Raw genomic sequence first — 25,789 nt, 5'->3', positions numbered from 1 at the left:
AGTCGTTAACCTCGTTAACCCCTTTGTTTATAAGGGATCGTTTCAAATTCTGTGGCAAAATTTTCTCGTGGATATTTTTGCCACGATTTTGCCACAGAGATTTTGTGCGGTTTTTAAAAATATGAAAAGCAGCATAAATGAAAAAAGCCTGCGAATCTTACGATTTGCAGGCTTTACCACGTTTTTTGCGGGTTTTTGAAAAGATTGAAAAACTTTCGTTTCGGCTTCTTTTACCCTTTTGGTGGGGAGAGCAGTACTCGAACCCATGAGGTATCTTTTTAAGATACCAAACATGGTGGTGCTCGGATGAGTTTTGAGTTAATAGTTCTTACAAATTAGTATGCTGGTTAAACCTCATTTTGATTTTAAAGTGATGCATTTTTATATTTACTTTTAATTAATTGAATTTCTTTTTCAAGTTTTTCAAGCGTAGTTAAATCTTCTTGAGAAATCTCATTTATATGCTGATTGAGTTTTTGATTTAGTATAGACATTTCTCTTCCTATAGTTGTCTGCTCTGTTATGGCATAAGCTTCTGTCTGTTTAACGGAGGAGTGCCCAAGCAGTTCTTTGACCACGTTAATTGGGACATTATTGTTCAAGGTTACCGTGCTTCCAAATGTACGGCGCGCCATATGCGTATTAAGTGGAAAAGGAAAACCGCATAATACGGCAATTTCTTTAAGGTAGCCATTCATTTTCTGATTGGAATAAACAGGCAGCAGAGTCCCTCGTTTGATGCAGAGAGGATGATCTTTATATTTTTCAAGAATTCTGACAGCATGGGGCAGGAGCGGAATCTTTGCAGTTGAATTAGTTTTCTGCCTTTCAGAGATGATCCAGGGTTTCCCATCCACTCCGTCTTTTATATCAGCACTTGTGAGCTGGTAGGCATCAATGTATGCAAGCCCTGTGTAGCATTGGAATACAAAAATGTCTCGTACTATACTGAGTCTTTCTATTGAAAACTGATGGGCTTCCAATTCAGCCAATTCTTTTGCAGAGATAGGCTTTTTTACAATTTTAGTTTTTTTGCCTTTAAAGCTTTTAAAAGGGTCTTTTTCAATAATTTCTTTATCAAGTGCACGAATAACAATTTTTTTGAAGTTGGCAATGTATTTAAGAGTTGTATTATTACTGCATTTGCGGACAGAACGCAGGTAAAACTCTAAATCTTTTACAAATTCAAGATCTAGATCTGCAAATTCAAAATCATCAACATTATACTTGAATTTTATAAAATTGGATACGTGGTTTTTGGTTATGTTAAACCTTTCCAAGGTTGCTCCCGTATAACCATTGCCAACCAACGCCTCCAATTCATCGTTATGTTTCTGAAATTCTTCCAGCACTTTTACTCTCGGCGTTATTCTTCCCATCACGTGATCCATGATTTTTTGTGCGGTTATCGGTTTTCCGCTGTAGAGTATCTCAGTTTTGATATCGTGGATTTTCGAGGTGAGCGAGTCCAGAAAAAAATTAAGTGATTTTGCGTCTTCTTTTGTTCCGACTGCTCTTTCAGTTTTCTGGTTCCATCGCTCCAGATCCCACTGGCGTCTTGTAGATGCTTCTTTAGGAATGCCGTCAACGGTGATTCTGAAATAAACGGTTCTAATTTTACTCTCATGTCGGGGAACTTTCAAGAAGAAAATTAACCCAAAGCTGTTCTCTAGCATAATTCAATTTATTAGATTAGTAAATGTAGAATTATAACCTTATTTAAACAAGATGTAAACGTGCTTAACCCCTTTGATATAAGGACTTAAGGTGAAATTTTGTGGCACATTTTAAAAATCTTGGCCTGCGCCACGAATGCGCCACGAAGATTTTGTCTGTTTTTGAAAATATTGAAATTCGGTATAAAAGAAGAAACCCTGCAAATCGTTTGATTTGCAGGGTTTTCCGTGAATTTTAGCCTTTTTTGTAAACTTTGAAAAGTCTCTTTTTAAGCTCTCAGCGGAGAAAGAGGGATTCGAACCCCCGGACCTGTTACAGTCAACAGTTTTCAAGACTGCCGCATTCGACCGCTCTGCCATTTCTCCAGTATGTTGCTATCATTTTGTGATTGCGAGTGCAAATATAAGACGCTTTTTCGGTTCTCAAAACTTTTTTAGCTACTTTTTTAAAATAATTTTCAAGTATCTAATTATCAGTATTTCCGAAAACGAGTTTTTTGAAAAACTTAATCTAAATCGTCTAAAATTGGCGTTGGTTTCTTGTTTTCGTCAACAGCAACAAACGAAAAAGTTCCAGAAACTACCGTTTCGCGAAGTTCAGAATACATTTGCTCCATAAAAATATCAACGTGAATTTTACAGCTCGTTCTTCCAACGCTGTCTACTTTTGCTACTAATTCGATTAAAGTTCCCGCCGGAATCGCTTTTTTAAAGTCAATCTGACCGGTCGAAATTGTTACAACTTTTTTTCGGCTGAAACGTGTAGCACAAATAAAAGCTACTTCATCCATTAAGTGAAGCGCAGTTCCTCCGAATAAAGTGTCATAATGATTGGTTGTGCTTGGGAAAACAGCTTTAAAAATACGTGTTTCAGATTTTTGAATTCTTTCTTCTATTGTACCCATACTAGTAGTTTACGTATTCTGTTATTTCAAGTCCGTATCCAATCATACCAACGCGTTTTGTTTGCTCTGTATTTGAAACCAGCCTAATTTTAGAAATATCAATATCGTGAAGGATTTGTGCGCCAATTCCGTAATCTTTACTGTCAATAATCACTTTTGGAGCTTTAAGAGTTCCGTTAGATTGTAAAGCTTTAAGTTCAGAAATTCTATTTAAAAGGTTTACGGCCGTCATATCCTGATTGATAAAGATCACAGCACCTTTTCCGTTTTCATTAATTACTTTAAACATATCGTCTAACTGCTGCTCTGCATTATTAGTCAATGTGCCCAATAAGTCGTTATTAACCTGCGAAGAGTGGATTCTCGTTAAAATAGGTTCGCCAAGATTCCAAGTTCCTTTGGTTAATGCAATATGAATTTGTTTATTTGTAGTCTGTTCGTAAGCTCTTAATCTGAAAGTTCCGAAACGGGTTTCAATATCAAAATCTTCTTTTTTCACAATTAAGCTGTCGTGCTGCATTCTATAAGCTACTAAATCTTCGATCGAAACTAATTTCAAATCAAATTTTTTAGCCACTTTAATCAATTCTGGTAAACGAGACATAGTTCCGTCCTCGTTTAAGATTTCGCAGATCACTCCAGCTGGTTTAAAACCTGCCAGACGAGCAAAATCAATTGCAGCTTCAGTATGTCCGGTTCTTCTTAAAACACCGCCTTGTTTGGCAATAAGAGGGAATATATGTCCCGGACGAGCTAAATCGTGTGGTTTTGTATTTGGATCGATTAACGACTGAACTGTTTTTGATCGGTCTGCTGCAGAAATTCCTGTAGTAACACCATTTCCTTTTAAATCTACAGAAACTGTAAAAGCAGTTTCCATATGATCAGTATTATTGGTTACCATAGCACGAAGATCCAATTCTTTGCAACGGCTTTCGGTAAGTGGTGTGCAGATCAAACCTCTTCCGTGAGTCGCCATGAAGTTGATCATTTCCGGAGTTACTTTTTCGGCAGCAGCCAAAAAATCACCTTCATTTTCGCGATCTTCATCATCGACTACAATGATTATTTTACCTTGACGGATATCTTCAATAGCTTCCTCAATGGTATTTAATTGTATTTTAGTTGTTGACATAGTTATTCTTTGTTTTGAGCTGGGAAAAATCGCTCAGAAATTTTTTGAAAAAATAGTGAAATCGGAGTTGTAATCGCATCAAAATTAATCAATCCATTGTCGTTTGTTGCGCGATAGGTTAACAATACAGCTAACGGCGACAATATAAATGAAGACATCCATGATCCCATAAACGGAGTCATTCCGCCTTCCTGAGATAGTCTTTTTCCAAAAGTATTGATGAAATGGAATGTAATGAAAATTAAAACCGCAAAAACAATTGGTAAACCAAGTCCTCCTTTTCGGATAATAGCCCCCAGCGGAGCACCAATAAAGAACATTAAGAAACAGGCAAAAGCAATTACGAATTTTTCATACAATGCTGTTAAGTGCTTGTTTATTTCGCGCTGTTTGTCTTTTAAATCTTTTTGAGTTGATTCGATAGAGTAGGTGTTGCTCGTAACATTACTGCTTGCCATTTTTAAGACATCAGATTTTTGTTTATTAGTGTATAATGATAAAAGATCGTTTGGCAGAGTTTTCTTCTTTTTGGCTTTATCTACACGAGTTGGATCGATTGACTTTCTGATTCCAACACGCTGGTTTATGTTTTCAGAAAATGAAATGATTTCATTATCTAGATTTTTGTTTAACGAATCTAAGGTGTAACGAAGCTCGTTTACATTTAACATGGCATTCGTTCCCGCAATGCTTTCTTTGCTGTCGTCGACTTTGTTTAATTCAGATAAATCAATGTTGATGATGTGTTTTTTGAAAGCAGCTTTAATAAACGGAAGTTTAGCGCGGTCTTCGTATTTTTTTGGAGTAACATCCTGATAGTAAAAACCATCATTTAAAACGAGTTTTAAAATACTAGATTTTTCGTTGCTGATTAGTTCTCCGTCTTTAGCTTTAATTACGGTTTTGTTTTCGCCAATGTTGTTGGCTTTTTCGTGAATTGTTACACCAGTTAAAATGTTTCCGTTTTCGCCGGATTTTTTATTCACTTTAATGTTGTAAGTTCCAACATCATTAAACTGGCCTTCGGCAATTGCCATCGCTGGTTTTGCCTGTGCGATATTTTTACGGAAGTTCACGAATTTGTATTCGGCATATGGAATAACGTTATTGGCAAACCAGAATGCAACAATACTTAATATGCATATAAAAACTATCAAAACCCTCATGGCTCTCTGTAAAGAGATTCCGGAAGATTTCATAGCGGCAAATTCGTAGTTTTCAGCCAGATTACCAAACGACATAATCGAAGCAAGTAAAACCGATAATGGCAATACGAGCGGTATAATACGAGGCATAGAAAAAAGCAGGAACTTCACGACTAATATTAAGTCGAGATCTTTTCCTGCCAGTTCTGATATAAACAGCCATACTGTTTGCAGTATGAATATAAAAAATAGGATTACAAATACAGTTGTAAATGTAAATAAGAATGTTTTTAATAAGTATTTGTCTAGTATTTTCAACCTTCTGATTAATCTAATTTATTGATGTAGTATTTCGGGTATTTACTTGCTACAAATGTAAATTGATTTTTTGACAATGGCTGATTGGTTTTAAAAGAATTAACGGTTAAAGTTGTTTTTGTTCCGTTTTTTCCGGTTTCAATCAAATTGTAGATGTGTTTTGTCTGAACGTCAATACCTAACAAAATTTCTTTTCTTTGGTCTTTTCCGCTTGTTGGTACTAATTTGATGTATTGAATTTTTCTTCCTTTTACATTTTGTACAATATCCATATTGTATTTGTATCCAGAGTTAAAGAAAGTAAGCATTTTTGAAGGCGTAATGGCGTTATCGTCTTTTTCGTTTACTTTAGAAATAGTAACTTCTTCGTCTTCAGGAACAATAGTGTATGTTTTTTGACCATCAAAAATTTTAGTAACACCCATAAAATTCAACACATATTGGTTTCCTTTCATAGTTACGTTTCCTTTGCTGTCCTGATTGATATTCTCTTTTGCATTGTTTAGAGAATATTTAAAATCGATAACGATATTATCGTAGCTTTTTATTTTAGTAGTTACTTCGTTCAATAAATCTTTAGCTTTTTTATCCTGAGCCTGAATAGAAGTGAAGCTCAAAAGCATAATAACTGCCATTTGAAAACACTTTATAGTCATGTTAAAGATAGAATTGTTGTTGATTTCCTGAATTTTTGTTCTCATGATTGGATTAATTTTGTTCATTATTAAAAAATTGATCAAGAGCACTTAAGTCTGTAATATTCACGCTTCTTGCTTTACTGCCTTCAAATGGGCCAACAATTCCGGCTGCTTCAAGCTGGTCAATTAAACGACCCGCTCTGTTGTAGCCTAATTTTAATTTTCTTTGCAGTAATGAAGCAGAACCTTGCTGTGCATTGACAATGATCTCTGCAGCTTCTCGAAATAAGGTATCTCTTTCGGAAATATCCACATCAAGATTAATGCCATTTTCTTCTCCAACGAACTCTGGAAGCAAATAAGCTGTTGCATATGCCTTTTGCGAACCAATAAAATCTGTAATTTTTTCAACTTCCGGTGTGTCAATAAATGCGCACTGAACACGTATGACATCGTTTCCGTTTGTATATAATAAATCTCCACGTCCAATTAACTGATCAGCGCCCTGAGTGTCAAGAATCGTTCTTGAGTCAATTTTTGAAGTTACTCTAAACGCGATTCTCGCAGGGAAATTGGCTTTAATTAAACCGGTAATAACGTTAACAGAAGGTCTTTGTGTGGCAATAATTAAGTGAATACCAATAGCACGCGCAAGCTGAGCCAGACGCGCAATAGGAACTTCGACTTCTTTTCCTGCAGTCATAATTAAATCAGCAAACTCGTCGACAACCAAAACAATGTATGGTAAAAATCGGTGGCCTGCTTCAGGATTTAATTTTCTTGATTTAAATTTTTCGTTGTATTCTTTAATATTACGAACCATCGCATCTTTTAATAACGAATAACGATTGTCCATTTCAGTACAAAGTGAATTCAGGGTATTGACAACTTTTGCATTATCTGTAATAATAGCATCTTCTGTGTCAGGAAGTTTTGCTAAATAATGTCTTTCAATTTTATTAAAAAGCGTAAGCTCAACTTTTTTCGGATCAACCAAAACAAATTTTACTTCTGCCGGATGTTTTTTGTATAAAAGTGAAGTTAAAACAGCATTTAATCCAACCGATTTACCTTGTCCAGTTGCACCTGCCATCAATAAGTGAGGCATTTTTGCTAAATCGACAACAAAAGTTTCGTTAGAAATTGTTTTTCCTAAAGCAATTGGCAGTTCCATTTCGGCTTCCTGAAATTTGGCTGCACCAATAACGCTTTTCATAGAAACCATAGTTGGAGTCTTGTTTGGAACCTCGATACCAATAGTTCCTTTACCCGGAATTGGCGCAATAATACGAATTCCTAATGCTGATAATGATAAAGCAATATCATCTTCTAAACTTTTAATTTTAGAAATACGAATTCCGGCTTCGGGTACAATTTCATATAAAGTTACCGAAGGACCAACCGTTGCTTTAATCTGTGCAATTTCAATTTTGTAGTTACGAAGTGTATCTACAATTTTGTTTTTATTTTCTTCTAATTCTTCCTGATTAATAGTAATTCCTCCAGTCGAATATTCTTTTAATAAATCGATGGTTGGAAATTTATAATTGGATAAATCCAAAGTTGGGTCGAATAATCCAAAGTCTGCGACTAAACGCGACGCCAGATTTTCTTCGATAATATCTTCTTCTTCCGCTTTTTCTATAACAAACGCCTCGTCTGGAGTGGCAGTAATTGGTGTAACCGGCGGGATAATAGGTTTTAAAATTGGGTTTAATTCAATTTCTGATGAATGCGAAATTGTTGGTTTTAAAGCTTCTTTGTTGATTTCGAATTTAGAATCATCCGTTTTTAGGTGAATGTTATCTATTTCAGGATCTTCTTCAATAGCAAATTCTTCTAAATTATAAGCGCTTTCAGGTTCTTGATCCTGTTGCGGTTTTTTAATAGAATTTAATTCGGATTTAAATTCGTTTTTAGTAGAATCGAAATACGATTGGATTTTTTCCGGTGATACTTTTATTTTAAAAATCAAATAAACAATCAAACCGAAAAGCAGTGTTAGTAAAGTCCCCGTTTTTCCTATATAATCCTGAAGAAAAATATTGAGCTCATAACCAATCGTTCCTCCTAATTCCGGAGCCGAAGTGGCAAAAAATCCAAATAGAATTGAAACAATAATAATGGCAAAAATATCCCAAAACCAAGTGTTTTTTAGTTTTTTGGTCGAAAGTTCCAATGCTAAAAACAATCCGGTAAGGAAAAATAAACGCACCAATATAAAAGAAGCGAGACCAAAACCTCTGTAAACAATTAAATCAGCAAGATAAGCCCCAAATTTTCCAAGCCAGTTTTGTACTTCTTCGGTACGATCTCCAAGGCTGTTAACCGCACTTTGATCAGTCTGCCATTGTCCGTTAACATAAAATGAAATAAATGCCACTAACAATGCAATAGAAAAGAGTACCAAAAGGCACCCCAAAACAAATTTTTGCGGTTTGTTTAATTTCCAGGATCTTAGACCTGCGATTTTTGATTCGGTTTTTTTGTCTACAGTTTCTTTTTTACTTTTTGCCATTCTTACGTTCCTGCCTATATAAATTTTGGAATATAAATAATTAAACCTATTGCAATTGCTGTCATTGCGGCAAAAAATACCGCTCCTGCAGCAATATCTTTAATAAATCCGATTCTTCTGCTGTAATCAGGATGAATAAAATCGGCAATTTTTTCGACTGCCGTATTTAAACCTTCAATGCTTAAAACAAAACCAATGGCTAATGTCTGACATAGCCATTCGGTTTGTGAAATATGAAAATAGAACCCCGCAATAGTCATTATAATTCCCAATGAGAATTGAACCATGATGCTGTGTTCTGTTTTTATTAATTTTACAGCTCCATTAAACGCATATTTCATGCTTTTTAACCGACCTGTAACAAAAGTATTATCTTTTTGAAACTCCATTTAAAGGAAAATATTATAGTGCTGCTAAAGCAGCTTCGTAATTTGGTTCGTTTGCAATTTCTGCAACTTGTTCTGTATGTGTAATTGTTCCGTCAGCATCAACAACAATAATTACTCTTGAGTGTAAACCAGCTAAAGGTCCGTCAACGATTTCTAAACCGTTTGCTTTACCAAAAGCACCATCCTGAAAATCTGATAAGTTTACTACATTCTCTAAACCTTCAGCACCACAAAAACGTTTTTGAGCGAAAGGTAAATCTCTGGAAATACATAAAACAGTAGTATTTTCTAATCCGCTTGCGCTTTGGTTGAATTTTCTAACAGATGCTGCACAAGTTCCTGTATCAACACTTGGGAAAATGTTTAAAACTAATTTTTTACCAGCGAAGTTACTTAATGAAGCAACAGATAAGTCATTTTGTACTAATTTAAAGTCAGCTAGTTTAGAACCAACCGCTGGTAATTCGCCTGATGTATGAACCGGATTTCCTCCTAATGTGATAGATGCCATGTTTTTTGTTTAAAATTAATGAGGCTCAAAAGTAAGGATTAATATTTGAATCTAAAAGTATTTGTTATGGGTTTAAGGAGAGATTAAGAATGGTTTTTGGAGAGCCGTGAATTCACGAATTTGTGGTTTGTTTAGAATATTGTTCTCTTGATTTGGTAATCTTTTTGTATGACTTTGTCAAAGTTTTGAGTTTGACAAAATTGTATGGAAACTGAGACTAAACCCCGAGACTAAAAACTAAAAAAAAGCGTCCCTAAAAATTAGAAACGCTTTCTCAGTCATGTTTTTTTGTTTTTTGTTTTTTCTCTGAAAAAAGAGGCCGATTATTTATCGATAGAACCTAAAACACGTTTCATGAACGTATTTAAAGCTTCTTTTTTGTCGGTTCCCTGAGCTACTAATTTTTGTACTTCAAGAGCGCCATACATATTTGAAATCAATTCGCCGATTACGTCTAATTCTTCATCTTTTAAAGATGGAATCTCTGTCATCGCTTCCAGAACTTCAATAGTTTCTATAATGTAATCCTGATCGTTTTCTTCGATGAATTGTGTTAAATGCTTTATTACTGGTAATTTCATTTTATGGAGTTTTAGAATTTTTTCAAAATTGGAAAAAACTTAATTAAAAATTACGCAATTGCGTTTACAAGATCGATTAAAACTTCTTGTTTGTTAGTCTGCGTTTCGCCAACCAATTGTCCGTTTACAAAAGTAGCAAAAGTAGGCAGATTGCTTACATTAGCTAATTTTCTTGATTCAGGAGAATTTTCTGCATCAACCAAAACAAAAGTGATAGCTTCATTTTCTGTCGCTAATTTTTTGAATTTTGGTTTCATAATACGGCAGTTTCCACACCATGAAGCTGAATATTGTACTACTACTTTTTCGTTTTTAGCAACTAAATCTGCTAACGTATCTTCGTTTAAGTCAATTAACATGTTCTTATTTTTTAAGGTTCAAAGTTACAAAGGTTCAAAGAGGCAAAGTTTTTAGAAGCTTTGCATATAAAATCCTTTACAAAACCAATTTGGTTTGCATTTGAACTTTGTTATTTAATTAGAGAGGATTTTAAGGCAGCAAAGGTTCAGAGAAAAAAGTTTTGGACTTTGTATATTTATGCAGCAAAAAAACTTTGCCACTTTGTAACTCTGAACCTTTGTACCTTTATAAAAAATTAGTTTGCGCTTAAGTATTCAGCAGTACTAACTCTGTCAGCAGACATTGCTTCTTTACCAGCTTCCCAGTTTGCAGGACAAACTTCACCTTTAGTCTGGATGTGCGTGTAAGCGTCAACCATTCTTAAGTATTCGTTTACGTTACGTCCTAATGGCATATCGTTTACACTTTCGTGGAAGATTTTTCCAGTTTCGTCGATTAAGTAAGTAGCTCTGTAAGTTACGTTAGAACCTTCGATGATAACTGAATCAGTATCTTCGCTGTAGCTTGTAGATTCGATATCAAGAATACCTAAAATGTTAGCTAAGTTACGGTTTGTATCAGCTAAGATTGGGTAAGTTACACCTTCGATTCCACCATTGTTTTTTGGAGTATTTAACCAAGCAAAGTGAACTTCGTTAGTGTCACAAGAAGCACCAATTACGATAGTATTTCTTTTTTCAAATTCTGGTAATGCAGCTTGAAAGGCGTGTAATTCAGTTGGACATACAAAAGTAAAATCTTTTGGGTACCAAAATAAAAGTACTTTTTTATTGTTGTTTACTGCTTCTTCAAAAATGTTGATTTTTAAGTTGTCACCCATTTCTGAGATAGCATCTACTGCAATACTTGGGAATTTTTTTCCTACTAAAGACATAATTTTCGTTTTACGTTAAATATTTATTTCTGGTGCAAAAGTAGGGCAGAAGTACATGTTCTTACAATAAGATGTGATTATAAAAATTTATAAGTTGATAAATTTTGACTATTTAAGTGTTTAACTTATTGAATTTCAATGTTTACGGGCAAAACGCCTTTTGAACTATTTTTTTCTAAAAATTGAATTCCTGCTGTTTTTTGAAATTCTTCAAAATCCTGATAGGCCTCAATTAATCCAAAAGCCTTTTTTAGATTTGGAATAAGCGGTAAAACATAAGGGTTTCCAAAAACGTAAACAATGCATTTTTTGGTTTGTAATAAATCAGAAAGCAGTTCTAGAACTTCATCATTAACTTCAAAATTGTTCAATGGTTTTGCTTTTGGAACAAATAATGAAATAATAATAGTGTCGAAGTTTTCTAATTCATTTTTAATAGAAGAAATATCCGAAATTTCTAAATTTTCAAAAGCGAATTCCGGCGAAGGTAGTTTTGAGTTTAAAGTTTTAAAGAAAGTGTTTTCGGTATTTTTATATAAGCTCAGTTTAGCTAATTTGTTGTTTTTTTGAGCTTCAATAACTAAATCTGAAATGCCGTTATTGATGATTTCAGTAATAGCATTTTGAGCAATTTGAAGATTTAATTTTGATGTTTTCTCGAAATTTAATTCACCCGAAGCATCAGTATTTCCAGAAAGAATTCCTGCTTTTTCTTTCGCTTTCATGATTCTGTTATAGCTTTCAAAAATACGGTCTGGCGATGCGTTTTGGTAAATTGCTTCAATTCCTTCCGGAACATTTTCGGCAAAACATAAAACATCATTTCCGGCATTAAAAGCTTCCCATTCTAATTGTCCTTTTACATCGTATAATTTGGAAACGCTGTGCATATTCAAAGCATCAGAAATTACCAAACCATCGTAACCCAATTTATTTCTCAATAAATCCTGAATAACTGCTTTTGATAAAGTTGCCGATGTGTCTTTTCCGTCGTTTAAACTCGGAACCGCCAAATGCCCAATCATAATAGAATCGACATTATTTTCGATTCCTTTTATAAAAGGAACTAATTCGTTTTCTAATAATTCTTCAAGAGTTTCTTTTAAAACCGGTAAACCTAAATGCGAATCGACATTGGTATTTCCGTGTCCGGGAAAGTGTTTTAAACAGCCCAAAACACCAACTTCAGATTGTCCTTTTAAATATTCAATCGCAAAATCGGCTACTTTTTCTTTGTTTTCTCCAAAAGAACGATAGCCAATTACGGGATTATTCGGATTGTTATTGATGTCTGCCAAAGGCGATAAATTATACTGAATTCCGGCTGCTTTTAAATCTAAACCAATTTGTTTTCCAACTTCGTAAACCAAATTAGATTTATTCTCTGGCAAAGCCCCAAGTGTAATGGCATACGGATATTGCGGTGTTTTTTCAATTCGCATTGCTAAACCCCATTCGGCATCAATACTAATTAAAAGCGGAGTAGAAGCGGCTTTTTGATAACGAACAATTAAAGCTTTGATTTTTTCGTAGCTGTCATCGTTGAAAACTACTTTTTTCTTGCTTTCATAATTCGTTGCAGCGCTAGCACGACTGTGAAAAAAGGTGAGTCCGCCAATATTGTGTTCTTTTATTAAACGTTCGGTTTCCTGAATATTTTCTTCGGTATCGTTAATAAAAACGGCAGGAAAGAAAAATTGTCCTATTCTTTGTCGTAATGCTTCGGCTGTAATTTTCATTATTATAAAGTCTTTTTCATGCAGACACTATTATCCATTTCCTCATAAGGCGGATAATTCGGTATTATGGTATAATTTAATTTTTGATATAAGTTGATGGCTTCCGGCTGGTTTTTTCCCGTTTCAAGAATGGTGTAAGTATAACCCACTTCTTTTGCCCAGATTTCGAGTTCTTTTAAAATAGCAGAAGCAATTCCTTTTTTACGATGATCAGGATGAACATACATTCGTTTAATTTCCGTTTTGTCAGTTTCTTTTTCGCGGAAAGCGCCGCAGCCAACAGGAACTCCATTTTCGTAATAAACAATCGTGTGTTTTATTTTATCGGTTTTATTAAACTGATTGTAAAACGCATGATCGTCGCCGTCTCTAATGGCTAAATCCTGATCTAATAAAACTACCAGATTTATAAAATCAATATCGTCAGAATTGGTTCGTTTTATGTTAATCATGATTTACTGTTTTTTATATTCTAAGAGTTTAATTTTAACACATAGATACATAGTTTTTGAAACGTTTAAAGGCGTTTCACTTTATTAAAACAATCATAGCTATGTGTGGAGAAACGAGTTTCTCTTTTAACTCTTTTACACAAAATAAAATTTATGTTTCTATGTGTTTAAAAAAGATTATTTTATTTCAACTTTGCTTTCTTTTGTTTAGCTAATTGCTTTTTGGTTTCAATTGCTTTTTCTAGTCTGTTTTTAAAACGGAAAAGTTTTGGTAATCCTTCTAATCGATCTTCGATCGTGATTTCTTCATAAACTACAATTGCTTTTTCCAAAACGCGGATTTCATTCTCCAGATCGTTTTGGTTTTTATAAATAGTAGCTAAACGGTCGTAAGGATGATTTCCTTTAAAACCTTCTGAAACATTTTGTTCATAAAGCTCAATTGCTTGTTCAAGATTTCCGGCTTTTTCGAACTCAGCTCCTTTCAGATTACGTTCGGCCTGCAAATTTTCATTGATTTCCATAGTTTTAAGAGTTTGATTTGGGGTTAAACTTCTTCTGATTTCTTCCCAAAATCTTTCGGGAAAATTAAAAAACGAGATAAAATAAGACCTGGAATTGTAGCTATGAAAACCCAGATAAAAAAGTTTTGATAGCCTAAATATTTCTGAATATAACCGCTCAACATTCCCGGAAGCATCATTCCTAATGCCATAAAACCAGTTGCCAGTGCATAATGGGCTGTTTTTGATTCTCCTTCGGCAACATGAATTAAATACATCATAAAAGCTGTAAAGCCAAATCCATAACCGAATTGTTCTAAAATAACAACGGCATAAATATAATAAATTGATGAAGGATGAAAGAAAGCCAGTAAAATAAATCCTAAAATAGGAAGGTGCATCGCCAGAAACATTGGAAACATCCATTTTGTAAGACCTTGTTTAGAAATAGCAATACCGCCTAAAATTCCGCCAATTGTTAAAGCAGCAACACCGCAGGTTCCGTAAATAATTCCCACGGCTTCTGTATCTAATCCCATACCGCCGGATGTTTTTGGATCAAGCAGAAACGGACTTAACATTTTAAGCAATTGTGATTCGCCTAATCTAAAAACAAGAATAAAAGCCAAAACCAGCCAGATTTGTTTCTTTTTAAAGAAACTAATAAATATCGTTGCGAAATTTTGATGATGCGTTTCGTTGTTTTTTTCAGCAATATTGATTTCATTTCTTGGAGTAAAAATGAAATTATAAATGGTAATAAATGTCATAAGCAAGCCGACACAAATCATAGTATATGACCAGGCTTTTGTATTATCTCCATATTTATGTTCCAGATAACCGGCAAAAAGAACGATTAATCCGTTTCCTGCCAGCATTGATAATCTGTAAAAAGTACTTCTGATTCCGAGGAAAAAAGACTGCTGATTTTCTGGTAAAACCAATAAATAAAAGCCATCACTTGCAATATCATTTGAAGCCGAAGCAAAAGCAGCAACCCAAAAAATAGCCAGTGTCATCATAAAAAATCCATTTGTGGGAATGGTAAATCCAACGAGCAGAAAAGCAATTGAAATTAACAACTGCATCGATAAAAACCATTTTCTTTTAGTTCCGGTCAATTCAATAAACGGACTCCAAAGCGGTTTTATAACCCAAGGCAGATATAATAAACTGGTATAAACACCAATATCTTCATTTGAAATACCAAGATTTTTATACATAATTACCGAAACCGAAATAATCACGGCATAAGGTAATCCAGAAGCAAAATTAAGAAGCGGAATCCAAAACCACGGTTTAGTATTATCTGTTTTCATTTGGCTGAGCAGGTGAATAGATTTTAAAATTCTTTTTTATATCGGCAGAAGCTGGTGTGCTTTCGTTTGCAAAATAATCAATAAAAGTTACAGCGCAAGCTTTATACTGACGGATTTTTTCTGCCGGAATAGAGAATGTTATTTCGCCGTCTTGTTCAACAGCTCGAACCTTGTCTATTATTTTTGTAGCATCGTTTGTATCTATTTTAGAGATATGTTCACCACCATAAATAACAATGTAACGCACCTTTGTATTCAGCGGACTTTTGATTGTAAAAGTATATTGTATGTTGTCTTTTGTAAACTCGGTAAAAACCGGATTATCGATAATAATGCGTTTTAAATTTGGAACCGCAGCCGGAATTGAAGGATATTTATACTGACTGTCTTCTAAAAGGCGAACAACATCAAAATTTTTTCCCATAAACCATTTGGCACTGAAATAAGCACTTCCGGAAACATTTTTAAAACTTCTTAAAAAATCAACCTGCGTTGGGATTTCCGTTGCAAAATTCCAGCTTCTGTCGCCGTCGCCTCTAATTTTGTATGGCGCATGACCAATATAAATGGCTGTATTATTAGCATTTTCAGACCACCATTTTACTAATTTAGAATACGAAGCTCTTGGATTATTCATACTCCAGTATAATTGCGGCATAATGTAATCGATCCATTTTTGGTCCATCCATAAAACCGGATCAGCATATAAATCGTCGTAGTTAGAAGTCGATTGTGTTTCTGAACCTCTTGGATCCTGAGATTTATTTCGCCATACTCCAAACGGACTAATCCCAAACTGAACCCATGGTTTACTCGCTTTAATTGTAGTTGAAATTGTATGTACAAAGTTGCTCACATTCGCACGACGCCAGTCGGCTAGACTTAAACCAGAACCGTATTTTTTATAAGAAGCCGTATCGTTAAACACTTTTCCGGGAACAGCATACGGATAAAAATAGTCATCAAAATGAATCGCGTCGATATCGTATTTGTCTACCACTTCTTTAACAACTTTGGTTAAATGTGTCTGAACTTCAGGCAATGCAGGATCGTAATAATATTTACCTCCGTATTCGATCATCCATTCCGGATGTTTAAAAAGATCGTGATTTGGACTTAAAAGATTTCTGTTTAAATCGAAAGTCGCGCGATACGGATTAAGCCATGCATGAAACTCAAAACCTCTATTATGTGCTTCTTCGATCATCCAGGCCAGAGCATCATAATACGGATTTGGAGCAACACCTTCTTTTCCGGTTAAGAATCTTGACCAAGGCGCAAATTCTGAAGGGTAAAAAGCATCACCGACACTTCTAATTTGAACAATAACAGCGTTGTAGTTTAATTTTTTATACGTGTTTAAAATCTCCAGATAATCTGCTTTTTCCTTTTCGACGTTGTCAATTGCGGTTTTTGGCCAGTCAATATTTACTACGGTCGCAATCCAGACTCCTCTAAATTCATTTTTAGGATACATTACTTTTTCCTGTGAAACAGATTTCCATCCAAAGAAAAATAAAAATAGGATTGAGTATAGTAAGTACTGATTTTTATGCATTTTAAATGTTTGTTTTAACAAGAATCAAAAATAGTTTGTTTTTGCCACGAATTACACGAATTTTTACGAATTATTTTTTGAAAAAATAATTAAGATTAAAAATTAGTGCAATTAGTGCAATTCGCGGCTGTCTTTCTTTAATCAGGAAACGAAATTTTCCCCATTGTTACAGATGGAATTCCTTTGCTGTTTCCAAAATTATAATCACCGCCGGCCACAGTTTCGTTTGCTAAAAGCGCAAATAAAACAGCTTCTTTCGCATCGCTTAAAATGCCCAGATCGTCGCTGGTATAAAACTGGCAAGGCAGTAATTCTTTTAACCATTTTACCAATAACGGATTATTGGTACCGCCTCCTGACATATAAATATGAAAATCTTCTGCAGGAATGCTTGTATTATTTATGGTGAAAAAAATCGCCTCAGCAATTGTTTCGGCACTTAAACGTGTTAAAGTTGCCAGCAAATCTGATGCCGAAATGTTTTCTAAATTTAATTTGCCCAAAGCCGACTGCACAAAATCAAAATTGAACAATTCCTGACCAATCGATTTTGGAAAGCTTTTCTGGAAGAAATTATCTTTTTTAAGTTCGCTTAAAAGTTCTTTATTTACAGTTCCCTGACTGGCGATTTCAGCGTCTTTGTCGTAGCTTTTTTCAGGGAAATAATGTTTAGTATAAATATCAATTAAGGTATTTGCTGTTCCGGTATCGGTTACAAAAACATCTTCTGCGTTTAAAGAGGCTGGGAGATACGTATAATTTCCAATACCGCCCATGTTAAGCATGATTCTATTTTCGCCTTTTTTGCCAAATAATAAATAATCGCCGTAAACCGCCAGAGGAGCGCCTTCACCGCCGGCAGCAACGTGTTTTTGTCTAAAGTCAGAAAGTGTAATAATTCCCGTTTTTACCGCAATATGATCGCCGTCGCCAATTTGCAGAGTTGCATTTGGAAATTTTTCCTGTTGATGTAAAAACTTAGGCGCGTGTAAAACCGTTTGTCCATGCGAAGCAATTAAATCTACTTCGCTTGACGGAAAATTCCATTTCTTCAAGCAATCGTTAATCATGCCGCTGTGTAATATTCCAATCCATTCGTTTAATAAAGCCAAATGCTGAAAATCGATTGTTTTCTGAGCAAATACTTTTCTAATTCCGTTTTTAGTGTCTTCAGAATAAGAAATCGTTTCAAATTCAAGGATTTTAACAACGGTATTTTCGCCAGATCCAGAAATTGCGCAAAGTGCAATATCAAGTCCGTCGAGAGAAGTTCCAGACATTAAACCGAGTATTTTTCGGGTCTCTTTTTGAGCAATTTGGTAAAGAGCGCTTATATTTTTATTCATTATAAAAAGAGGTTTTATTGAAGTCAGTTTATTAGTAACGCTAAAATGGGATTATTTCGGATATAAATGTATTTAAAGTTTGATTATTTTTTAATGGATATAAATGTAATTATGGTTCTCAGATAAAGACTTACATCAATTTTTTACAATTTTTATAAAACGTTAAATACTAATTTCAATTTTTAATAAAATGTAAAATATATAGCATGCCATTAGAAGAGTTATAAAATAACCAGTCCATAGATTTCTATTATCATATTCTTTGAGAATTGATCCATTAGTTTTCCTTTACAACCTATTATAATCCAAAAGAAGAAACTTTCCAATCCAAACAGAGGAAATTTTTGCTGTAAATGGTTCTTTTGCCATATTTGTTTATTAATAATTATATTACTCTCTCCATTCCTTCCAATGTAGCATTTTGTAAAAGTATTTGTCCTAACTTAGTATGAACAAGGTATTTTTCCATTTTTGAAATTGGCACAAGTATTTGTTGATAAGTTAGTTTAAATATATTTCTACTCTAATCTAATCGTTGGATATAATCTCTGTATTCTTAGGTCTTGATATGATATTTATGGTTAGAATCTTTTAATCAATTCATATTGTTTTTTTAAGTCATCATTTATATTATTTTTTAAAACAATCGTATCAGTTTTTATATCTTCTAGATAATTTGAATTAAGCCTACATTTAATTAGGGTATATTTATAAGTAGAGTCAGTGAGAATAGGATTGTCTGCTCTAATAAATTCAAATCCTTTTTTTGTTCTAATCCACAAAAAAAATAAAGATGTTCTAAAATCATCCATTAGTTTCTTTTCATTTTTTAAATCAATAACATATATAGAAAGCGTATTAGGCATGCTCACAATAGGTAAAACCAATATGCTGTCTTTGTAAATAGAATATTTTTCTAATTTTAATTTTTTTGAATCTAAATGACCAACACCATTTATTGGAAACACAACTTCAGAATAATCAAAGTATTTCATTTTGAAAGAATGTTTTTTTTTCTCGTTTTTTAATTTATAATCCAGTTTTAAAAAACCATTTTCTAACTTATTGATTTTTAAATGAAAATCTTTTTCTTTTCTAAAAATTGTATCTAATGATGCTATTTTAATAGAATTATTGATTCTATTCTGTATCGAATCATTATTTTTTTTCTGCGTTGTTGTTAAGTTTAGATTGTCAATCTTTTTATCACCGCAAGATGTTAATAATAAAATAATTGCAATGTATGTATACACTTTCATAATTTAATTTTTTATATCTTTTTCAATTTCTATTAATCTCTTATTTTCATTTTCCAATATTTCGATTGTTATATCTGTAAAATCTTTTATTGGCTCAATGAATATCAATATGTTCAGATTATTATGATTTGATTCTTTGTTTTTCTTTATTTCAGTAATTTGCTTTCTGTTTTTCTTTATTTGATAATCTATACTGTCAATTAATCTTTTCTTAAAATCAGTCATTTGTTTTACTAAATCTTCTCCGTATTTATTATTATTTGAAATTACAGTTCCTTTTCCGTTTGGTTTTGAGGTTTTTACATTGTCAAAATTATAAGCGCCGTGTCCCGTTTTGTTTCTCGTTTCCTCATCTTCTATATATATTCCTGTGTAAAAAGCTTTATCTATATCATCTGATATAAAATTTTCATTTTTGATTAAATTAGCAATTCCAGTCCATCTTTTTAATTTTTTATCAAAATAGTCTTTGATAGAGGCATCATAACCACCAACATTTGAATAATCTTTAATTTTAATTTGACCATTTTTTACTTTATAATCATTACCAGTAGTTGAAGTACCGAATAAATTGTAATCTCCTCTTCTCATGGCATCTTTACCATACCCAGATTCAATACTTGCTTGAGCCATTATTAGTAAAGCCCCTTTTCCAGTTGCCCCTTTATATTTTGCTGCATCGTAGATTTTAAGAGCCGTCGTAATTAAAAATTGATGATGTAAAGGATCTGTTGCATCTTTTTCAATTAAATCCATCATCAGACTATAGTCTTCGTTAACTTTAGTAAATGGATTATCTGTCTTATTTAGTAATTTTCCAGAAGCCTTAAAATACAAATTATCTACTCCAATAACAGGATACATTTTCTGAGCACCTAAGTCTGGATATATTATTGTTTTTGTCTGAATTGATATCTTTTCTGGTAGAGCGGGAAAAATTGATTTTAGCAATAAAAATAATTCATTGTGTTCCGAAAATAACTCTTGGATATTTACATTAACGCTGGAAATTTTATTTACTAACTTATCATAATATTCCTTCAAATATATGTTTTTTTCTTCTTGCAATAACTCTGATAATTTAAAAATCATTAGCTCGCTTAATTTCTCCCAATTTATATTATTAATCGAAATTTCATTATTGGTTTCTAAATTCCCGTTTTGCGGTTCAAAATTTATTTGTGATATGTAATGTTCTTGCTCTTCGACATTGTCAGCGCTTGTTGTGTTATAGTTTGGCAGACTAGTTTTGTTTGAATCAAGAATATTTCTAAATTTCTTTTGGATTTCAGTTTTAGTTACTTCAAGATATATTTCACTATCAACTATTTTAAGATCTTGAGGAATTACAATGTTTTCTTGTGCTGATATTCCTGTATAAACTTGAGAGGTTATTGTACTATCTGCGATAAAAATGTTATTTTTCTTTTCCACTGTAGAAGAATTTCCAATAATAGAAGCAGAGGAATCTATAATACTATGAGAAGAAGTAAAAAAATCAGATTGAGAAAGTGATGAGATACTTGAATAATTTGGTTCTAAATTTATATGTGTTATATCATCACGAAGCATTACATTTTCAATTTTATCAGAATTACTGATTGTTTCAATTTCTTTAAATGCATTATTGTTCGTATTTAAAATATCAACATAGTTTTGCTGTTCTTGCCAGAGCTGTACTATATCTTTTTGCAAATTCATTTCTTTTGAAACTTTTGCAAGTTCTTTAATAAAAATTCTTTTATATTCTTCGGAACTTTTTTTTATATCGTTCTTTATAACAATATCAAAATTATGAATTACTTTTTTTTTCATATCTTTTTTTGTGTAAATTTAATCTTACTTATAAGAAATGAGAAATTTTAAACATTTGATGTTCGGTAGTTTCAGTATAATTTTTGATTGAATTTAAAAAGAAAAACCTCGATTTCAAAAAATCGAGGTTTTTCTTTTTAAACTTTTACTCCAACTCCAAATAAGGGCTTAAAGTTTCAGCTAATTCATTGAGCCAGTAAACGCCGTCTCTTAATTTGCTGATTTCTCTTTGAAGCGTTTCATGTTCGCTCATAATTCCTAAAGCTAAAGTAAAATTTACCTGCCTTAGTGTTTTAGCCATTTCTTCGGGTTCGATTCTGTAGTTGAAAAAATCCAAAAGTCTGTTTTCGGTTTCTTTTGGAACGTTGTTGAAGCTCATAATTCTAAATTTAAGAATAAAACCCCTTGAAGCAATAATTTTAATAAAGGTTACAGCTTACTTCATCAGGGTAAGTTAATATTAGTTTATTCTTTGTGTTTAGGACTGTAAAGATATCAAAAAAACACTTTAAGCAAGAAAAATATTATAAAAAAAAATAAAGAAGTATTGTTTTAAAGGTAAATATAAAACGTTATTTTGAGAAAAGATAAACTCTGTCCAGTTTTCCGTACAGTTGTCATTTCGAGGAACGAGAAATCTTCGTACGCTGAGCACGCGCTGTTGCGGAGTTTCTTGCGAAGATTTCTCCTTACGTCGAAATGACAAAATTAGGGAGTTGCGTTATGGAAAATGTTGGTTTCAAAAGCCTTCGACTTCGCTCAGGATGACAGTCGTATAGAAAAAAACCTCAGAACCTTAGTATCTCAGCACCTTAGAACCTTTACTTCAACACAAACTCATTTTCCTTCAACTTTTTCAAAACTGCTGCAATAATCTTAGATCGACATTCTGAATTTTCAGTTGTTGATGCCGTTTTAACCCAATAACGAACGTTAAGCTGAATAATACCACCGGCAATAACATCGGTAATTACGGCGGCATTTTCGTGGTCTTTTTTGGTAACTTCTTCACTGTTTCCCAGAATCTCTTTTACGAGTTCGATGGCGCGTGTATAATCAGAACCGTATTCGAGTCCGACGGTGAAAGTCTGCAAAAGAAAACCTTCGCTATTATAATTAATTAAAGTGTTTTTTATAAGAAGAGCGTTTGGAATATAAATGATTTTCGAATCACTTTTGACTTCGGTATCGCGAAGATTGAGGTTGATGACTTCGCCTTTTACGCCGTTACTTTCGATAATATCACCAATAGAAAATGGTCTTTTAAAAGCCAGCAGAATTCCGGCAAGGAAATTTTCGCCAATATCTTTAAGCGCAAAACCAATCACAAAAGCCGAAATTCCCGCACCCGCAAGCATACTTTGCGCAACGCCTTCGAGACCAATAATTCGGAACATAAACAAAATTCCGATAATAATTAGCACAGATTTAATTAAACGGGCAATAAAAACCGCCAAAAGACGATCGTGCATTCTAACTTTGAGTCGGTTTCCGGCAAAAATACCCACACGACTCGCAATAAACCACGAAACGAGAACGACCAAAACGGCCAGAATAAACTTTGGCGTAAGATCGACAATGCTGTTATAGTAACCTTCGAGATGGTTAATGACGTCCTGAAAGAAATTTTCCATAATAATAAGGCGTAAAAAAGTAAAATTTTAAAATTAGCTTTTTAGTAAGTGAAACGCTTTACAGGATTCTCTCAGAATTTTATAAAATCTTTTGAAACGGTTAGATAAATTCTCAAAAGAGCTCATTTTGCCATGCGATATTTTTATCTTTGTAGTCTGAGTTTTTTCAGGAAATATTTTTATAAAAAGCACCATTTACATGTTGACCCAATCTCATTTAGAGCAATTAGCCGCAAGCCTCGAAGGTACACTTTTATTCGATGAGCTTCATAAAACGCTTTATTCTACAGATGCTTCGGTGTACCGAATTAAACCGAATGCGGTGGCAATTCCTAAAACAACTGAAGATATTGCGAAGCTGATAAAATTTGCAGCCGAACATAATATGTCGATTACGCCAAGAACTGCGGGAACTTCGCTGGCAGGACAGGCAGTTGGAGACGGTTTGGTGGTTGATGTGTCGAAAAATTTCACCAAAATTATTTCATACAACGCCGAAAATAAAACCGTTACGGTTCAGCCAGGCGTAATTCGCGATGAACTGAATTTATTTTTAAAACCTTACGGCGTTTTTTTTGCCCCAATTACATCAACGTCAAACCGCGCAATGATTGGCGGAATGGTGGGAAATAACTCTTCCGGAACAACTTCGATTCGATATGGTGTTACAAGAGATAAGATCTCAGAAGTAAAAGCACTTTTGAGCGACGGTTCTGAAGTGGTTTTTAAAGATTTGACTTCTGCCGAATTTATCGAAAAAACAAAAGGAGATTCTTTAGAAAATAAAATATACAAAACGATTTACGATGAACTTTCGGTTAAAACAGCTCAGGAAGAAATCGTAAAAGAGTTTCCAAAACCGGAAATTCACAGGAGAAATACAGGTTATGCCGTTGATATTCTCCTGAAATCAGAATTATTTGGCGGAACTGAACCAACCATAAATCTTGGAAAACTGCTTTGCGGAAGCGAAGGAACTTTGGCTTTTACAACAGAAGTGACGCTGAAAGTTGATGATTTGCCGCCACCTCACAGTATTATGGTTGTCGGGCATTATCACACGATTCAGGAATCTTTAGAATCGGTTGTTGTGGCGATGAAACATCATTTGTACACTTGCGAAATGATCGACGACACGATTTTAGATTGTACTAAAACCAGCCGTGAACACATTAAAAACCGTTTCTTTTTGGTTGGAGAACCCAAAGCAATTATGTTGTTTGAAGTCGCATCGCACACTTTAGAAGATGCCGAAAAACAAGCCGATGCTTTAATTGCCGATTTAGATAAAAACAATTTTGGTTATGCTAAAGTAAAAATCTACGGAAGTGATATTGATAAAGCTAACGAACTAAGAAAAGCAGGTCTTGGGCTTTTGGGAAGTATAGTAGGCGATGATAAAGCGGCAGATTCTATTGAAGATACGGCGGTAGAATTGAGTGATTTGCCAGCTTATATTGCCGAATTTTCAGCAATGATGTTAAGCCACGGACAGGAAGCGATTTATTATGCGCATGCCGGAGCAGGAGAATTGCATCTTCGTCCGGTTTTGAATTTGAAGAAAACATCTGATTTAAAATTATTCAGAACCATTGCGACAGAAGTAGCACATTTGGTAAAAAAATATCGAGGTTCATTAAGCGGGGAACACGGCGACGGAATTGTTCGCGGGGAGTTTATTCCGTTTATGATTGGCGAGAAAAATTACGAATTATTGAAAAGGATTAAAATCGCATTCGATCCGAATTCGGTTTTGAATATCGGGAAGATTGTAAATGCTTTGAAAATGGACGAAAATCATCGTGTAGTTTCGGGCAGAGTTGAACCGGATATTAAAACGTTTCAGGATTTCTCAGATAGTTTAGGAATTTTGCGTGCAGCCGAAAAATGTAATGGTTCTGGTGATTGTCGAAAATTGCCATCAGCGGGAGGAGCAATGTGTCCTAGTTATCGTGCGACTAAAAATGAAAAAGAAACCACCCGCGCCAGAGCAAACGCTTTACGCGAATATTTGACCTATTCTGAAAAAGAAAATAAATTCGACCAGAAAGAATTATACGAAGTTTTTGAGTTGTGCGTAAGCTGTAAAGCCTGCGCAAGCGAATGTCCGAGTAATGTGGATGTTGCAACTCTTAAAGCCGAGTTTTTATACCAATATCAAAAAGCAAACGGATTCTCGACCCGAAATAAGATTTTTGCCAACAACGCTAAACTGAATAAAATGGGAAGTAAATTCCCGTCGATTACGAATTTTATTTCGAATCAGGCTTTGGTGAAAAAAACAATGGGAATTGCGCCGGAAAGGCAAGTACCGCTTTTGGCAAAGAAAACGTTTAGAAAATGGTATGCAAATAATAAACCTTCAAAAACAGATTTTCCAAACGGAAGATTGTATTTGTTTGTAGACGAATTCACGAATTATTATGATGTCAATATCGGAATCGATGCTTTCGAATTATTGACCAAATTAGGTTATCAGGTTTTGGTTGTCGATCACGAAGAAAGCGGAAGAACGTATCTTTCTAAAGGGTTTTTGGAAGAAGCCAAGAAAATTGCTAATCATAATGTGGATATTTTTAAAGATTTAGTTTTAGCCAATGCGCCTTTAATTGGAATAGAACCTTCGGCGATTTTGACTTTCAGAGATGAATATCTTCGTTTAGCTGATGATAAAGAAGCTGTAGAAAAATTATCCAGAAATGCTTTTACGATTGAAGAATTCTTCAAAAAAGAAATCATTGACGGTAAAATCACAGCCGATTCTTTTTCAGAAGAAACCAAGGAAATTAAAATTCACGGACATTGCCATCAGAAATCATTAAGTTCTGTTGAAGCGACTTTCGCAATGTTGAATCTTCCTAAAAACAATACAGTTACGATTTACAATTCGGGTTGCTGCGGAATGGCAGGTTCTTTTGGCTACGAAAAAGAACATTATCAGGTAAGTATGCAAATGGGAGAGGACACGCTTTTTCCAAAAGTTAGAAATACTGCTCAAAATGTAAAAATTGCAGCTGCAGGAACTTCTTGTCGTCACCAAATTTATGACGGAACAAAAAGAGAAGCACAGCATCCTGTTTCGATTTTGAGAAATTGTCTGAAGTAATTTTAGAT

22 protein-coding genes and 1 tRNA gene are annotated in these 25,789 nt (G+C 33.9%); 1 reads left to right on the top strand and 22 read right to left on the bottom strand.

Annotated features, from left to right (window positions below):
- Positions 1-365: 365 nt before the first annotated feature.
- The 22 genes from ABD859_RS14640 to ABD859_RS14535 form a co-directional block, all read right to left on the bottom strand.
- The gene (locus ABD859_RS14640; protein WP_345145356.1) at positions 366-1,676 is read right to left on the bottom strand and encodes a site-specific integrase; all 1,311 of its coding nucleotides are present in this window, start codon (positions 1,674-1,676) and stop codon (positions 366-368) included.
- A 281-nt stretch (positions 1,677-1,957) separates the two neighbouring features.
- A tRNA-Ser gene (locus tag ABD859_RS14635) sits at positions 1,958-2,042 on the bottom strand.
- A gap of 140 nt (positions 2,043-2,182) precedes the next feature.
- Positions 2,183-2,581 carry an acyl-CoA thioesterase gene (locus ABD859_RS14630; RefSeq protein ID WP_057119338.1) on the bottom strand — a complete coding sequence of 133 codons (399 nt, stop codon included), beginning with the start codon at positions 2,579-2,581 and terminating at the stop codon, positions 2,183-2,185.
- A 1-nt stretch (position 2,582) separates the two neighbouring features.
- Positions 2,583-3,716: a 3,4-dihydroxy-2-butanone-4-phosphate synthase gene (gene ribB, locus ABD859_RS14625; RefSeq protein WP_345145355.1), complete on the bottom strand. Its 1,134-nt coding sequence runs from the start codon at positions 3,714-3,716 to the stop codon at positions 2,583-2,585.
- A gap of 2 nt (positions 3,717-3,718) precedes the next feature.
- Positions 3,719-5,179, bottom strand: coding sequence for an LptF/LptG family permease (locus ABD859_RS14620; RefSeq protein WP_345145354.1), 1,461 nt, complete (start codon positions 5,177-5,179; stop codon positions 3,719-3,721).
- A gap of 8 nt (positions 5,180-5,187) precedes the next feature.
- Positions 5,188-5,814 (bottom strand): outer membrane lipoprotein periplasmic chaperone LolA1, encoded by a 627-nt coding sequence (lolA1, locus tag ABD859_RS14615; RefSeq protein WP_486320592.1) that lies wholly within the window; start codon positions 5,812-5,814, stop codon positions 5,188-5,190.
- A 73-nt stretch (positions 5,815-5,887) separates the two neighbouring features.
- Positions 5,888-8,335: a DNA translocase FtsK gene (locus ABD859_RS14610; protein WP_345145352.1), complete on the bottom strand. Its 2,448-nt coding sequence runs from the start codon at positions 8,333-8,335 to the stop codon at positions 5,888-5,890.
- A gap of 14 nt (positions 8,336-8,349) precedes the next feature.
- Positions 8,350-8,724 carry a diacylglycerol kinase family protein gene (locus ABD859_RS14605; protein WP_345145351.1) on the bottom strand — a complete coding sequence of 125 codons (375 nt, stop codon included), beginning with the start codon at positions 8,722-8,724 and terminating at the stop codon, positions 8,350-8,352.
- 13 nt (positions 8,725-8,737) lie between these two features.
- On the bottom strand, positions 8,738-9,235 hold the full coding sequence (gene tpx, locus ABD859_RS14600; protein ID WP_345145350.1) for a thiol peroxidase: 498 nt from the start codon (positions 9,233-9,235) through the stop codon (positions 8,738-8,740).
- Between the two features lie 323 nt (positions 9,236-9,558).
- Positions 9,559-9,816, bottom strand: coding sequence for a DUF6952 family protein (locus ABD859_RS14595; RefSeq protein WP_008462029.1), 258 nt, complete (start codon positions 9,814-9,816; stop codon positions 9,559-9,561).
- A 50-nt stretch (positions 9,817-9,866) separates the two neighbouring features.
- Positions 9,867-10,175 (bottom strand): thioredoxin family protein, encoded by a 309-nt coding sequence (locus ABD859_RS14590; RefSeq protein WP_007805605.1) that lies wholly within the window; start codon positions 10,173-10,175, stop codon positions 9,867-9,869.
- A gap of 236 nt (positions 10,176-10,411) precedes the next feature.
- Positions 10,412-11,050: a peroxiredoxin gene (locus ABD859_RS14585; protein ID WP_053471125.1), complete on the bottom strand. Its 639-nt coding sequence runs from the start codon at positions 11,048-11,050 to the stop codon at positions 10,412-10,414.
- 125 nt (positions 11,051-11,175) lie between these two features.
- Entirely contained in the window at positions 11,176-12,789 is a 1,614-nt protein-coding gene (locus tag ABD859_RS14580; RefSeq protein WP_345145349.1) for a glycoside hydrolase family 3 protein, read from the bottom strand.
- A 2-nt stretch (positions 12,790-12,791) separates the two neighbouring features.
- A complete protein-coding gene (locus ABD859_RS14575; RefSeq protein WP_345145348.1) occupies positions 12,792-13,241 on the bottom strand; it encodes a GNAT family N-acetyltransferase in 450 nt (149 codons plus the stop codon).
- 182 nt (positions 13,242-13,423) lie between these two features.
- Entirely contained in the window at positions 13,424-13,765 is a 342-nt protein-coding gene (locus ABD859_RS14570; RefSeq protein WP_345145347.1) for a tetratricopeptide repeat protein, read from the bottom strand.
- A gap of 23 nt (positions 13,766-13,788) precedes the next feature.
- Positions 13,789-15,063, bottom strand: a complete 1,275-nt coding sequence (locus ABD859_RS14565; protein ID WP_345145346.1) for an MFS transporter — start codon at positions 15,061-15,063, stop codon at positions 13,789-13,791.
- On the bottom strand, positions 15,050-16,621 hold the full coding sequence (locus ABD859_RS14560; protein ID WP_345145345.1) for a glycoside hydrolase family 10-like protein: 1,572 nt from the start codon (positions 16,619-16,621) through the stop codon (positions 15,050-15,052). The genes ABD859_RS14565 and ABD859_RS14560 overlap by 14 nt, the downstream gene beginning before the upstream one ends.
- 137 nt (positions 16,622-16,758) lie before the next feature.
- Positions 16,759-17,967, bottom strand: a complete 1,209-nt coding sequence (locus ABD859_RS14555) for an anhydro-N-acetylmuramic acid kinase (protein ID WP_345145344.1) — start codon at positions 17,965-17,967, stop codon at positions 16,759-16,761.
- 581 nt (positions 17,968-18,548) lie between these two features.
- Entirely contained in the window at positions 18,549-19,226 is a 678-nt protein-coding gene (locus tag ABD859_RS14550) for a hypothetical protein (RefSeq protein WP_345145343.1), read from the bottom strand.
- 3 nt (positions 19,227-19,229) lie between these two features.
- On the bottom strand, positions 19,230-21,041 hold the full coding sequence (locus tag ABD859_RS14545; RefSeq protein ID WP_345145342.1) for a glucosaminidase domain-containing protein: 1,812 nt from the start codon (positions 21,039-21,041) through the stop codon (positions 19,230-19,232).
- A gap of 145 nt (positions 21,042-21,186) precedes the next feature.
- On the bottom strand, positions 21,187-21,420 hold the full coding sequence (locus ABD859_RS14540) for a hypothetical protein (RefSeq protein ID WP_345145341.1): 234 nt from the start codon (positions 21,418-21,420) through the stop codon (positions 21,187-21,189).
- A 442-nt stretch (positions 21,421-21,862) separates the two neighbouring features.
- Positions 21,863-22,675 carry a mechanosensitive ion channel family protein gene (locus tag ABD859_RS14535; RefSeq protein ID WP_345145340.1) on the bottom strand — a complete coding sequence of 271 codons (813 nt, stop codon included), beginning with the start codon at positions 22,673-22,675 and terminating at the stop codon, positions 21,863-21,865.
- A 199-nt stretch (positions 22,676-22,874) separates the two neighbouring features.
- Here ABD859_RS14535 and ABD859_RS14530 point away from each other — a divergent pair, with 199 nt between their 5' ends.
- Positions 22,875-25,781: an FAD-binding and (Fe-S)-binding domain-containing protein gene (locus ABD859_RS14530; RefSeq protein WP_345145339.1), complete on the top strand. Its 2,907-nt coding sequence runs from the start codon at positions 22,875-22,877 to the stop codon at positions 25,779-25,781.
- The last annotated feature ends 8 nt before the right edge of the window (positions 25,782-25,789 follow it).

Source organism: Flavobacterium ginsengiterrae (assembly GCF_039539785.1).
Lineage (GTDB): Bacteria > Bacteroidota > Bacteroidia > Flavobacteriales > Flavobacteriaceae > Flavobacterium > Flavobacterium ginsengiterrae.
The sequence above is the reverse complement of the archived record's forward strand: the minus strand, read 5'-3'. Positions and strand labels throughout refer to the sequence as shown.

Excerpts from the sequence above, each read along its gene's own strand:
- ABD859_RS14640 (WP_345145356.1), bottom strand. The coding sequence starts at position 1,676 with ATGCTAGAGAACAGCTTTGGGTTAATTTTCTTCTTGAAAGTTCCCCGA.
- ABD859_RS14630 (WP_057119338.1), bottom strand. The coding sequence starts at position 2,581 with ATGGGTACAATAGAAGAAAGAATTCAAAAATCTGAAACACGTATTTTT.
- ribB (WP_345145355.1), bottom strand. The coding sequence starts at position 3,716 with ATGTCAACAACTAAAATACAATTAAATACCATTGAGGAAGCTATTGAA.
- lolA1 (WP_486320592.1), bottom strand. The coding sequence starts at position 5,814 with ATGGCAGTTATTATGCTTTTGAGCTTCACTTCTATTCAGGCTCAGGAT.
- ABD859_RS14610 (WP_345145352.1), bottom strand. The coding sequence starts at position 8,335 with ATGGCAAAAAGTAAAAAAGAAACTGTAGACAAAAAAACCGAATCAAAA.
- ABD859_RS14605 (WP_345145351.1), bottom strand. The coding sequence starts at position 8,724 with ATGGAGTTTCAAAAAGATAATACTTTTGTTACAGGTCGGTTAAAAAGC.
- tpx (WP_345145350.1), bottom strand. The coding sequence starts at position 9,235 with ATGGCATCTATCACATTAGGAGGAAATCCGGTTCATACATCAGGCGAA.
- ABD859_RS14595 (WP_008462029.1), bottom strand. The coding sequence starts at position 9,816 with ATGAAATTACCAGTAATAAAGCATTTAACACAATTCATCGAAGAAAAC.
- ABD859_RS14590 (WP_007805605.1), bottom strand. The coding sequence starts at position 10,175 with ATGTTAATTGACTTAAACGAAGATACGTTAGCAGATTTAGTTGCTAAA.
- ABD859_RS14585 (WP_053471125.1), bottom strand. The coding sequence starts at position 11,050 with ATGTCTTTAGTAGGAAAAAAATTCCCAAGTATTGCAGTAGATGCTATC.
- ABD859_RS14580 (WP_345145349.1), bottom strand. The coding sequence starts at position 12,789 with ATGAAAATTACAGCCGAAGCATTACGACAAAGAATAGGACAATTTTTC.
- ABD859_RS14575 (WP_345145348.1), bottom strand. The coding sequence starts at position 13,241 with ATGATTAACATAAAACGAACCAATTCTGACGATATTGATTTTATAAAT.
- ABD859_RS14570 (WP_345145347.1), bottom strand. The coding sequence starts at position 13,765 with ATGGAAATCAATGAAAATTTGCAGGCCGAACGTAATCTGAAAGGAGCT.
- ABD859_RS14565 (WP_345145346.1), bottom strand. The coding sequence starts at position 15,063 with ATGAAAACAGATAATACTAAACCGTGGTTTTGGATTCCGCTTCTTAAT.
- ABD859_RS14560 (WP_345145345.1), bottom strand. The coding sequence starts at position 16,621 with ATGCATAAAAATCAGTACTTACTATACTCAATCCTATTTTTATTTTTC.
- ABD859_RS14555 (WP_345145344.1), bottom strand. The coding sequence starts at position 17,967 with ATGAATAAAAATATAAGCGCTCTTTACCAAATTGCTCAAAAAGAGACC.
- ABD859_RS14550 (WP_345145343.1), bottom strand. The coding sequence starts at position 19,226 with ATGAAAGTGTATACATACATTGCAATTATTTTATTATTAACATCTTGC.
- ABD859_RS14545 (WP_345145342.1), bottom strand. The coding sequence starts at position 21,041 with ATGAAAAAAAAAGTAATTCATAATTTTGATATTGTTATAAAGAACGAT.
- ABD859_RS14540 (WP_345145341.1), bottom strand. The coding sequence starts at position 21,420 with ATGAGCTTCAACAACGTTCCAAAAGAAACCGAAAACAGACTTTTGGAT.
- ABD859_RS14535 (WP_345145340.1), bottom strand. The coding sequence starts at position 22,675 with ATGGAAAATTTCTTTCAGGACGTCATTAACCATCTCGAAGGTTACTAT.
- ABD859_RS14530 (WP_345145339.1), top strand. The coding sequence starts at position 22,875 with ATGTTGACCCAATCTCATTTAGAGCAATTAGCCGCAAGCCTCGAAGGT.